Source organism: Pseudolysinimonas sp. (genome assembly GCF_057350545.1).
On sequence record NZ_JBMRCP010000060.1, the window covers coordinates 1 to 11798 of the forward strand.

8 protein-coding genes and 1 pseudogene are annotated in these 11798 nt (G+C 70.7%); 6 read left to right on the top strand and 3 right to left on the bottom strand.

Going from position 1 to position 11798, the window contains the following annotated elements:
* Positions 1–238, bottom strand: a pseudogene (locus ACO1X9_RS08590) (16S rRNA (cytidine(1402)-2'-O)-methyltransferase); the annotation flags it as partial.
* 83 nt (positions 239–321) lie between these two features.
* On the opposite strand from ACO1X9_RS08590, the gene ACO1X9_RS08595 reads away from it, so the two are divergent.
* The 5 genes from ACO1X9_RS08595 (at position 322) to ACO1X9_RS08615 (ending at position 8327) form a co-directional block, all read left to right on the top strand.
* Positions 322–1878 (top strand): dolichyl-phosphate-mannose--protein mannosyltransferase, encoded by a 1557-nt coding sequence (locus ACO1X9_RS08595; protein WP_486350409.1) that lies wholly within the window; start codon positions 322–324, stop codon positions 1876–1878.
* A gap of 150 nt (positions 1879–2028) precedes the next feature.
* The gene (locus tag ACO1X9_RS08600) at positions 2029–5265 is read left to right on the top strand and encodes a UbiA prenyltransferase family protein (RefSeq protein WP_486350410.1); all 3237 of its coding nucleotides are present in this window, start codon (positions 2029–2031) and stop codon (positions 5263–5265) included.
* Positions 5266–5305: 40 nt separating this feature from the next.
* Positions 5306–6616: an O-acetylhomoserine aminocarboxypropyltransferase/cysteine synthase family protein gene (locus tag ACO1X9_RS08605; protein WP_486350411.1), complete on the top strand. Its 1311-nt coding sequence runs from the start codon at positions 5306–5308 to the stop codon at positions 6614–6616.
* A 4-nt stretch (positions 6617–6620) separates the two neighbouring features.
* Positions 6621–7199: a CoA-binding protein gene (locus ACO1X9_RS08610; protein ID WP_486350412.1), complete on the top strand. Its 579-nt coding sequence runs from the start codon at positions 6621–6623 to the stop codon at positions 7197–7199.
* A 234-nt stretch (positions 7200–7433) separates the two neighbouring features.
* On the top strand, positions 7434–8327 hold the full coding sequence (locus ACO1X9_RS08615; RefSeq protein WP_486350413.1) for a sulfurtransferase: 894 nt from the start codon (positions 7434–7436) through the stop codon (positions 8325–8327).
* A gap of 154 nt (positions 8328–8481) precedes the next feature.
* Here ACO1X9_RS08615 and ACO1X9_RS08620 read toward each other — a convergent pair whose 3' ends face one another.
* Both ACO1X9_RS08620 and ACO1X9_RS08625 read right to left on the bottom strand, forming a co-directional pair.
* Positions 8482–9015, bottom strand: coding sequence for a hypothetical protein (locus ACO1X9_RS08620; protein WP_486350414.1), 534 nt, complete (start codon positions 9013–9015; stop codon positions 8482–8484).
* Positions 9012–10850: a thioredoxin domain-containing protein gene (locus ACO1X9_RS08625; protein ID WP_486350415.1), complete on the bottom strand. Its 1839-nt coding sequence runs from the start codon at positions 10848–10850 to the stop codon at positions 9012–9014. Before ACO1X9_RS08625 ends, ACO1X9_RS08620 begins: the two co-directional genes overlap by 4 nt.
* Before the next feature lie 12 nt (positions 10851–10862).
* On the opposite strand from ACO1X9_RS08625, the gene ACO1X9_RS08630 reads away from it, so the two are divergent.
* Positions 10863–11624, top strand: coding sequence for an MBL fold metallo-hydrolase (locus ACO1X9_RS08630; RefSeq protein ID WP_486350416.1), 762 nt, complete (start codon positions 10863–10865; stop codon positions 11622–11624).
* The last annotated feature ends 174 nt before the right edge of the window (positions 11625–11798 follow it).

Below are 11798 nucleotides of genomic sequence, written 5' to 3' on the forward strand. Positions count from 1 at the left end.
ACAGCACGAGCACATCCTCCTCGCGCGCGAGCGCCACGAGCTCGCCCGCCTTCTCGCGCTCGTTGTGCTCGTGCAGCGCGACGAGACGCGGCCGGTTCTCGACGCCGAGGCCGCGCAGCAGCTGCACCGTCACACGCGTGTCCTCGCTCGCGACGACAGCGACCCGCTCGAGCGTCTCGACGAGCCGGCGCGACGCGTCGCCGAGGTTGCCGATCGGCGTCGCGCCCAGGATGATCACGTCCCCATTCTCCCGGTCTCGACACGCGCCCGTCGGGCGCTACTCGACCACCGACGGATTCTGCCCGTCCTACGATGGCGAGCATGACCGTCGCCGAACTGCCGGGCTCCCGGCTCGACGACTGGTGGGCCCGCGTGCAGAGCACTCCCGAGGCACGCCGCGCGTGGCTGTGGGGCGGCCCGGCGGCGATCACGGTTCTGGCGGGGGCGACGCGACTCATCGGGCTCGGGCATCCCGAGTCGCTCGTCTTCGACGAGACCTATTACGTCAAGGATGCTTACACGATCTCGCAGCTCGGCTACGAGGGGTCGTGGCCCGCCGATGCGAACACGGCGTTCAACGCGGGCGACCCGTCGGGCTTCCAGGAGGCCCCGTCGTTCGTCGCGCACCCGCCGGTGGGCAAGTGGATCATCGCCGCCGGGATGGCTCTGTTCGGCGCCGACTCGTCGTTCGGGTGGCGCTTCTCGGTCGCGGTCACCGGCATCCTGCTCGTCGTGCTGACCATGGCGGTCGCGCACGTGCTCTTCCGGCGTCCGGCGCTCACCGTCATCGCGGGCGGGTTGCTCGCGATCGACGGCAACGCGATCGTTCTGAGCAGGGTCGCGCTGCTCGACACGATGCTCGCGTTCTTCGCGTTGCTCGGCGTCTTCTTCGTACTGCTCGACCGGCGGTGGACGCAACACCGCCTGCGCGACTGGGTCGCCCGCCACGGTCGCACGGGGTGGGGTCCGCTGTTCGCGTGGCGGCCGTGGTTGCTCGCCGCCGCCGTCGCGTTCGGTCTCGCGATCGGCGTCAAGTGGAGCGGCATCTACTTCCTCGCCGCGTTCGGCGTCTACGTCGTCGTCGCCGAACTCGTGATGAGGCGCCAGGCGGGGATCGAGTTCTGGGCGACGGGCGGCCTCCTCAAGCAGGCGCCCGTGACCTTCCTGCTGACGGTCCCGCTTGCGGCCGCCGTCTACGTCTCCACGTGGGCGGGCTGGTTCGCGACCGACGGCGGCTACCACCGGCGATGGATCGAGGGCGGCGGCGAGGCGTGGACGGGCGGACTCGCCTGGGTGCCGACGGCGTTCCAGAACTGGTGGCACTACGAGGTCGCCGTGTACAACTACCACGTCGGCGAGACGACGCCCCACGGCTACCAGTCGAACCCCCTCACGTGGCTCTTCCTCGTGCGGCCCACGTCGATGTACTGGAACGCGCGTCCGGATGGTTTGGTCGAGACGATCCTGGATGTCGCCAACCCGCTCATCTGGTGGGCGTCGACCGCGGCGCTCGTGTTCCTCATCGTGCGGGTCGTGCGGCGCCTGCTCCGCGGCGCGCGCGTGTGGCGGGAGGTGTTCATCCTCGTCGCCCTCGCGGCCGGCTACCTGCCCTGGATGCTCTACCTGCACCGCACGGTGTTCACCTTCTACACGATCGCGTTCGAGCCGTACCTGATCCTCGGTCTCACCGCCGCACTCGGCGCCCTGCTGGGGTCGACGTACCACCGCGAATCGCGGCGGGTGACGGGTCTCGCGGTCGTCGGCGTGTTCCTCGGACTGTGCGTCGTGCTGAGCATCTTCTTCCTGCCGATCTGGACCGGGATGCCGGTGCCGGACTGGTTCTTCCGCGCGCACCTGTGGCTGCCGACCTGGCTCTGAGGATTCGTTATCTCACTCGGGCCGACGGGCGTTAGCATGATGGCACTAACCCCTCACGTCGCCCCGGGTTCCGGCGGAAAATCCGTCATACCCCAGAAACGTGATGCGTCATAGACTCACGCCGGGGGTCACGCACAGAAGGACACCCCGATGACGAGTCGTCGCCGCGCCGCCGCAGGTTTCACCGCGCTCGCCGCCATCACCGCCGCGTTCGTGCTCGGCGGTGTCACCGCCGCCAACGCCGACGTGACGGTCAACCTCGTCGACGGGGGGAGCTACGACTGGAGCCCCACCGGTCTCGTCGTCTCCGGCACGACCGACACCCCGACCGAAGAGGTGCGCGTCGTCGACAACGCCACCGACGACCTCCTCTGCACCGACGCGACCCTGGGCCCGCTCACCTGGGAGTGCTCGGTCTTCCTCGAACCCCGCGCCGCCGGCTACGACCTGCGCGTCGAGCAGGACACGGGCCTGCAGGAGATCGTCACGATCTTCAGCACGCTGCCGCTCCACACCGTCACGGGTCCCGCGAACGTGCCGGCCGGCGGCACCATCAACCTGACGGGCGACAGCGGCTATCCCGGCGCGGCGATCAACGCCGTCGTGACGACGCCGAACGAGCCCGGCCTCGTCTGCAACGCCGTCGTCGGCACCGGAGGCGCGTGGGGGTGCGACATCCCGTTCGATGCGGAGCTGAACCCCGACTCCGACGCGACGGTCACCGTCACCCAGAGCTACGGCTCGGCTCCGTCCCGCGTCGTGAATCACGTCGTGCACGTCGACGGGACGGTCACGATCACCGCGCCCGCCTCGAACGCCGACGTCGACTGGACCGGCACAGCCACGACGATCTCGGGCACCTCGAGCGACCTCGGCGCCACCGTCTCGGTCTTCCGCTCCGAAGGCGGCTCGCCCGACCCCGTCCCGGGGTGCCAGACCCTGGCCGTGCAGCCGAACGGCTCCTGGTCGTGCACGGCGGTGTTCGACGTCGGCATCTGGGATGTCTACGTGCAGCAGGGCATCTCGAACGCCTCGATCAGCGACTACACCGTGCGCATCCCGGCGCCGGCGATCAGCAACCCCGACCCCTTCTACTCCGCGATCGACTCGACCGCGACGTTCTACGGCACGACGACCTACCAGGGCACCCCGGCCAGCTACGTGCAGGTCTACTTCCCGACGCCCGGCGCGCTGTGCGCCGACAGCACGATCACCTGGGACGCCGGCACCCAGACGGGTGCGTGGTCGTGCGCCATCGACATCGCCGATGCCGATCCTCCGTTCACCGACGGTGACACGTACACCTACACCGTGCGTCAAGAGGACTCCGGCGCCGCACCCTTCCGCACGGCGTCGCACACCTTCGTCGTCGGCATCGCCCCTCCTCCCGCGATGGACTGCGCGTTCGTCCCCGCAGGCGTGAACATCTCGAGCCCCGGTGTGGTCGACAAAGTCATCTACCGACTCACGCCCTACACCGGCAGCGGCAGCGGGGGTGGCTCGAGCTCCGGCGGAAGCGGCGAGGGCGAAGGCTACGAGGTCGGGCCGCAGGGCTACTGCAACGGCGACCCCGGCTACCAGGACCCGTCGGTGACCAGCTGGAACGACGACCTCGTGCAGGACTGCAACACCGGCAGCTGCGTGCTCTCGGGCCTCGCCGCCGGCATCTACGAGGTGTACTTCGGAGCCGGAGCGAGTCCTTCGCAGACGTACGACTACCTCTTCCGCGTCCCCGAGACCCCCACCATGACGGGCGTGGTGAGCACCGCGAACTCCGTCGTGGTGCGCGGCAACGCCACCGCCGGAGATGCTCTCAGGGTCGTGCGCTCGAACGGCACGAGTCTGTGCACGACGACGGTCACCGGTGCCGGCACGTGGGCGTGCCAGTTCCCGAAGTCGTCGGCGGCCTCGGCGCGAGTGATCGCGACCGATCCGCAGTCCGGCGGGCTCTCCGCCTACTCAGCAGCGCGCAGCATCCCGATCTTCGTGGCCCCGGCTACGCCGAGCGCGGATCCACCTCTCACACTCGTCAGCTGGTTCCTCGAGTTCGGAGGCGACCTCATGGACCTCAGGCCGGGCGACTCCTTCACGCTCAACGTCTCCGGGATGCCGGAGGGCACCGAGATCGAGGTGTGGATGCATTCGACGCCGCGTCTGCTCGGCACGGCGAGCGGCACGGGGCTGCCGATGACGCTCGAGCTCACCGTGCCCGAGGACATCGAGAACGGCCCGCACGAGATCGAGATGATCGGTGTGACGCCGCTCGGCACGCAGTACTTCTTCACGAGCGACGCGATGGTCACCGGAGGTGTCGGCCCCGACACGGTCGTCGATGAGCAGCCTGTCGGCGAGGACGAGAGCGGCTCCGGTGGACCGGTCGACCGCACCGACGCCGCGGCGCCGAGTGCCCTGAGCGAGTCGATCCCGCCGCTCGAGCGCATCGTCGCGAACCCGGTCACGGTCGCGATCGCCGGCGGGCTCGCGCTCGCGCTGCTCTTCCTCGTCGCGCTGCCGACCGAACTGCTCAACTCGTCGCTGTCGTCGAACACCTCGCGGCTCGGTCGCGTGTACGGCTCGATCGACGGGGCGATGTCGAAGGCGCAGGACTGGTTCATCAAGGTGACACGTTCGCGCGCCCTCGCGGCGGGACTCATCACGGTCATCGTCGCGATCGTGTACGGGTTCATCGACCCCGGCTTCGGGTTCGATGTCGTATCGCTGCGACTCGTGCTGTCGCTCGCGCTCGCGTTCTTCATCCTCAGCTACGGGGCGTCGTGGCTCAGCGGCTTCGTCATCCGTCGCCTGTGGGGCACGTCGGCCGTCATCGCGATCCAGCCGTCGATCATCCTGTTCGCGATCGTCGGCGTGGTCGTCGCACGCATCCTCGACTTCTCCCCCGGCTTCCTCATCGGCATCGCGATCGGCCTCGAGCTGATCCAGGCGAGCCGACGGGTGTCGGCACGTGCGGTGCTCGTGCAGTTCCTGTTCGTCGTCGGGTTGGCGCTTGCGGCATGGGTCGCCTACTCGCTGTTCACCCCGGGCGACGACTTCGCCGGGATGCTGGTCGAGGACACCCTCGTCGCGGTCACCGCGGAGGGTCTCACGGGTGCGCTCATCGCCGTCTTCCCGCTGCAGTTCATGGACGGTCGCGAGCTCTGGCTCGACTCGAAGCGACTCTGGGTGGGCGCGTTCCTGCTCGTCGCCGTGCCGTTCTCGCTGCTCGTGCTGCCGACGGCGGTGGAAGGCACCGAGGTGGGCGACTACGGCATCTGGCTGCTCGTCTTCGCGGTCTTCGGGCTCATCTCCGTCGCCATCTGGCTCGTCTTCGCACGTGCGGCGAAACGCGAGGAGGAGCGCGTCGCGGCGGAGGAGTCGGTCGACGCGTAGCACGGCGCAACACGGCGTCGCACGGCGTTAACCTCGAAGGATGGCTGACAGAGACCGCACCTCCGATAGAGACTGGGGCTTCAAGACGCGCGCGATCCACGCCGGCAACATCCCGGACGCGGTGAGCGGAGCGCGGGCTCTGCCGATCTACCAGACGAGCGCCTTCGTCTTCGACGACACGGCGGATGCCGCGGCCCGGTTCGCGCTGCAGAAGTACGGCAACATCTACAGCCGCCTCGCGAATCCGACCGTCGCCTCGTTCGAGGAGCGCGTCGCCTCCCTCGAAGGCGGCCTCGGAGCCGTCGCCACGTCGTCGGGCCTCGGGGCGGAGTTCATCACGTTCGCGTCGCTCGCGGGCGCGGGTGATCACATCGTCTCCGCCGCGTCGCTCTACGGCGGCACCGTCACCCAACTCGACGTGACGCTGCGTCGCTTCGGCGTCGACACGACGTTCGTCGCGGGCACGAACCCCGACGACTACGCCGCCGCGATCACCGACAAGACGAAGCTCATCTTCGTCGAGTCGGTCACCAACCCGTCCGGCGACATCGCCGACCTCGAGGGCCTCGCCGACGTCGCGCACGCGCACCACCTGCCCCTCATCGTCGACTCGACCGTCGCGACCCCCTACCTCAACCGTCCGATCGAGTGGGGGGCGGATGTCGTCATCCACTCCGCCACGAAGTTCCTCGGCGGCCACGGCACGACCCTCGGCGGCGTCGTCGTCGAGTCGGGCCGCTTCCACTGGGCGAACGAGCGCTTCCCGCTCTTCGACACCGACGTGCCGCACTACGGCGGACTCAACTGGCACGGCAACTTCGGCGAGTACGCGTTCCTCACCCGCCTGCGCGCCGAGCAGCTGCGCGACATCGGCCCGTCGCTCGCTCCGCACTCCGCCTGGCTGCTCGCGCAGGGCGTCGAGACCCTCCCCTACCGGATGCAGGCGCACGTCGACAACGCCCGCGCGGTCGCCGAGTGGCTCGACGCCGACGATCGCATCGAGTTCGTCAACTGGGCCGGACTCCCCGGCCACCCGCACTTCGAACGCGCGAAGAAGTATCTGCCGAAGGGTCCGGGCTCGGTGTTCTCGTTCGGGGTCAAGGGTGGACGCCCCGCCGGCCAGACGTTCATCGAGAGCGTCAACCTCGCCTCGCATCTCGCCAACATCGGCGACGCGAAGACCCTCGTCATCCACCCCGGCTCGACGACGCACGCGCAGCTCACCGAGCAACAGCTCGTGGATGCCGGCGTGCAGCCCGGTCTCGTGCGCATCAGCGTCGGCATCGAGGATGTCGACGACATCATCTACGACCTCGACCAAGCGCTCGCCGCCGCGGTGAGGGGAGACTAGGACCATGTCGATCGCGACCCCCGACCTCGAGACGGTCACCCTCTCGAACGGACTCACGTGTGAGCTGCCCGCCACGTCGCGCCTCGCGCAGCTGCTGCGCAGCAAGCGCACCTGGGTGGGGCCGTCGGCGCAGGAGCGACTGCGCATCCTGCGGAACGCGAAGACCATCGCGATCGTCGGTGCCTCGCCGAACCCCGCGCGCTCGTCGTATTTCGTCGCCACCTACCTGCTGCAGTCGAGCGACTACGACGTGTACTTCGTCAACCCGAACGCCGACGAGATCCTCGGCCACCCGGTCTACAAGTCGCTCGCCGACCTCCCGGTCGTGCCCGACATCGTCGACGTGTTCCGCAAGGCGAGCGACATCCCGCAGGTCATCGACGAGGTGCTCGCGATCGGCGCGAAAACCGTCTGGGTGCAGCTCGGCATCTGGAACGAGGAGGCCGCGCGCTACGGCGAGGAGAAGGGCCTCACCGTCGTGATGGACCGCTGCCTCAAGGTCGAGCACGCCCGCTTCCACGGCGGCCTGCACCTCCTCGGCTTCGACACCGGGCAGATCACCTCCCGCAAGGCCCTGCGCTGACCCCTTCGGTGGTCGAGTAGCGGCCACAGGCCGCGCCACCTCGGTGGTCGAGTAGCGGCCACAGGCCGCGCCACCTCGGTGGTCGAGTAGCGGCCACAGGCCGCGCCACCTCGGTGGTCGAGTAGCGGCCACGGCCGCGTGTCGAGACCCCGCGTGTGACGGTCTGTGACCGCTCGTGACGGCGGGTTTCGACTCGCCGTGACGACTCGGGATGCCGCAGCTAGCGTCATCCGCATGCCTGGCCCCGTACTCCCCTCGCCGCTCGTCTCCGCCCAGTGGCTCGCCGACCACCTCGGCGCCGACGAGCTCGTCGTCGTGGATGCCTCCGTGGTGTCGTACACGCAGCCGAACGGCACGCCGGCATCGCTGAGCGGGCACGAGCAGTACATCGCGGAGGGTCACGTTCCCGGTGCCGTGTTCGCCGACCTCATCGAGGAGTTCTCTGATCCCGAGGGCCGTCATCCGTTCACACGCCCCGACGCCGCCCGGTTCGCGGCGGCGCCCGGCGCGCTCGGCATCGGTCCCGACACCACCGTGGTCGTCTACGACACGGCCCTCGGTCAGTGGGCGTCGCGATTCTGGTGGCTGCTCCGCGCCTTCGGCCACGACGCCGCGGCGGTGCTCGACGGCGGTCTCACCGCGTGGCGCGCCACCGACCGGCCCGTGGAACGCGGTCACGTCGAACCGTCACCCGCCGTCTTCGTGGCGGTGGAGCGCGCCGACGCCTGGGTCGACAAGTCGGAGGTCGAGCGCGTCGTCGACGGCGACCTCGACGCGGCGCTCGTCTGCTCGATCCCGCCGAAGGAGTTCACCGGTGAGGTCGCCTCGCCCCGACGTCGGCAGGGAGTCATCCCCGGGTCACGGTCGCTCCCCGCCGCCCGCCTCGTCGGTCGGGAGACGCGCACGGCGCTCCCCGATGCCGAGCTACGGGCGCTGTTCGCACCCATCCTCGACGCGCCGCGCATCGTGACGTACTGCCACGGCGGCATCGCGGCTGCGGCCGCGGCACTCCAGCTCGTGCGACTCGGCGAGACGGAGGTGGCCGTCTACGACGGGTCGCTCGCCGAGTGGTCGGCCGACCCGGACGCCCCGCTCGTCAGCGCGACGGCGGGAGCCCTCTCGAGGTGAGGAGCGCCCGCGCACCGCGCGGACGCGTCTCGAAACCCGTGGGTTGAGGAGCGCCCGCGCACCGCGCGGACGCGTCTCGAAACCAGGTGCTCGAACGTCGGATTTCGAGACGCGTCGCGCTACCGCGCGGCGCTCCTCAACCGCGGTGGGTGGCTCAGGCGATCTCGTTGAGAAGGCCGTTGTCGATCACGGAGTCGATGCCTTCGCCCGAGGTGACGACGTTCTCGTTGCCGTCGACCACGACCGACCCGATCGCGCCGTTCGCGAGCACGGTGTTGCCTTCGCCGCGGATGCGGAGGCCGCGGATCGTCTCGACCGAGATGTCGTTGCCCTGACCGTTGATCTCGACCGAGCCCAGCTCACCGCCGAGGAGGTCGGCGCGATCACCGCGGATGACGAGCGTCGCGATCGACGTGAACGTCAGATCGATGCCGGTGCCCTCGAGCGTCACCGAGCCGCACTCGCCGAGCACGTAGTTGCCCGGACGGTTGATCAGCAGATCGTCGCAGTCGTACTCCGGCTCGGGCTCCGGCGGAGGAGTCGACGCCGTCGGTTCCGGCGTCGACGTCACCGAGGGCTCGGGCACGGCATCCGGACCGTCGGCGAGGAAGCTGCTCGTGCATCCCGTGAGCACGAGGGCCGCGACGGCGAGGCCCGCGAGCGCGGGGACGGTCTGCGGACGTTTCATGCCCCGAGCCTAGCGGCGAGCATCACGGCGTCGGTGAGCGGAAGCTCGCACACGAAGTGCTCGCAGAGGTAGGCGGTGTCGGCGCCGGACCGGACGGTGCGGGCGGAGAAGAGCTCGAACCCGTCGTTCGTGAACGCCGCCGCCTGCTCCTCGGTCACGAGCGCGAGCACGCGGGACGGCCCACCCCACCGCCGGGCGACGTCGGCGACCGCGCCGCTACCCGGTCCGACGACGACGAGCTGGGCCACCGGCCGAGCGATCCTCGTCGCGACGGCGAGCGCACCGCCGAACGAGATCGGCTGGGCGAGCGCCTGCGGAACGGCGGGCAGGATGGCGGCCTGCGCGAGTGCGCGGTGGGCGTCGTCGCCGGTGAGAGCCGCGAGCAGCAGGGCGGCGTCGGCGACGAGGGCGCGCCCCGACGGCGTCGCACCGTCGGAGAGTTCCGGTGGCAGGGTGAGCCCACGGGCCGCGAGCACCGCGTCGCCCCCGCCCGGCACCGCGACACCGACGGCGGGGTCGGCGCACGCCTCGAGGAGTCCTCGCGCGACGACCGCATACTCGGGCGCACCCGACGCGAGTGCGAGCCGCAGGAGTCCCCCGGCGAGACCGCCGTAGTCCTCGAGAGTCGCCGCGGCATCCGAAAGACGTCCGTCGAGCGACGACCGGCGCAGCGGCGCGACCGACCCATGCGAGGCGAGCACGGCATCCGCCACGTCTCGCGCGGCCTCGATCCAGTCGCGCCGGGCGAACCGCACGCCCGCATCGGCCAGCGCTCCGATCGCGAGGCCGTTGAGCCCGGCGAGCACCTTGCCGTCGAGCGGCGGAGGCGGCTGGGCGGCGCGGGCCGCCGCATCCAGGGCGTAGTAACCGCCCTCGACCCGCACGCCGTCGACCTCGCTCTCGCTGTCCTGCCCCGACGCGAAGCCCCCGGGCACCCGCAGCACGTCGAGCAGGAACGACGCGATCCCGGTCGTCGTCGCCTCGTCGCCGACCGCCGCGTACGCCGCGAGCAGCTGCGCGTTGTCGCTCAGCATGCGCTCGTAGTGCGGCTCACTCCAGTCGCGGTGCACGGCGTAGCGGAAGAAGCCGCCCTCGATCGGATCCCGCAGCGGGGATGCCGCCATCGCTGCGAGGGTGCGCTCGGCGAGTGCGCGGGCGGCCGGCATCCCCGAAGGCCCCGGCAGCCCCGCCTCGAGCAGGAAGGTCAGTACGGGCGTGACAGGGAACTTCGGGGCACCGCCGAAGCCGCCGTGCTCGCCGTCCTCCACCTTCTCGAGCGCGCTCACGGCGGCCCCGAGCTCGCCGGTCCCCCAGCCGAAGCCCTCCGGAGACGGACGCTCGGCGGTGAGCGCGGCGACGACCGCCGACGCCGTCTCGTCGACCTCCGCGCGCCGCGCGCCCCACGCCTCGGTGATCGCGTCGAGCACCTCGCGGAAGGCGGGCATCCCCTGCACCGGTCGCGGCGGGAAGTAGGTGCCCGCGTAGAACGTCGCGCCCTGAGGTGTCGCGAAGGCGGTCAGCGGCCAGCCGAGCGACGGGGTGAAGGCACTCGCGGCGGCGAGGTAGGCGGCGTCGACGTCGGGATGCTCCTCGCGATCGACCTTGATCGCGACGAAGCCCTCGGCGAGCTGCGCCGCGATCTCCGGATCGGAGAAGCTCTCGCGCGCCATGACGTGGCACCAGTGGCAGGTCGCGTAGCCGATCGAGATCATCACCGGAACGTCGCGACGCGCGGCCTCGGCGAAGGCCTCCTCGCTCCACGGCCACCAGTCCACCGGGTTGCCCGCATGCGAGCGCAGGTAGGGACTCGTGGAGTCGGCGAGCCGCTCAGCCATAGGCTCAACCCTATGTCGGCGCTGCACGTGACCTACCTGGGCGGTCCGACCGTCCTCCTCGAGTACGCCGGGTTGACGATCCTCACCGACCCGACCTTCGACGAGCCGCGCGTGTATCCCGACCCGGACCCCGAGGGGACGTCGCTCGAGAAGACGCGCGGGCCGGCGCTCGAGGTGGCGGCGCTCCCGCCCGTGCACCTGATCCTGCTGAGCCACCACGAGCACGAAGACAACCTCGACCACGCCGGTCTCGACCTCGTGCGGTCGGGGGTCCCGACGCTCACGACGCCGGCCGCCGCCGCGGACCTCGCACTGCCGCACGTGCGCGGGCTCGACCCCTGGGAGTCGACCGCGCGTCGCGGCTTCTCGGTCACGGCCGTGCCCGCCTCGCACGGTCCGGGCGACGTCGTGGGACCCGTCACGGGTTTCGTGCTCGAGGCCCCCGGCGAGCCCACTCTCTACGTCAGCGGCGACAACTCGGAGCTCGACGACGTCGAGCAGATCGCGGCCCGGTTCGCGCCCGTCGACGTCGCCGTGCTGTTCGCGGGCGCGGCAAGGGTTCCCGCCATCGACGCGGCACTCACCCTCACCTCCGCGGACGCCGCCGAGGCCGCCCGGAGGCTCGGCGCACGCGTCGTCGTCGGGGTGCACTGCGAGGACTGGCGGCACTTCAGCGAGACCCGCGCCGACCTCGAGGCGGCGTTCACCGCCGCCGGGATCGCCGATCTGCTGGTGGCGACCCCGCGCGGTGCGCGAGTCTCGCTGATCGAGTAGCCGCGCAGCGCGACACCCGCGCCGATCGAGTTGCCGCGCAGCGGCGTGTCGAGACCCCTGTCCTCGCTGGTCGAGTAGCCGCGCAGCGGCGTGTCGAGACCCCTGTCCTCGCTGGTCGAGTAGCCGCGCAGCGGCGTGTCGAGACCCCTGTCCTCGCTGGTCGAGTAGCCGCGC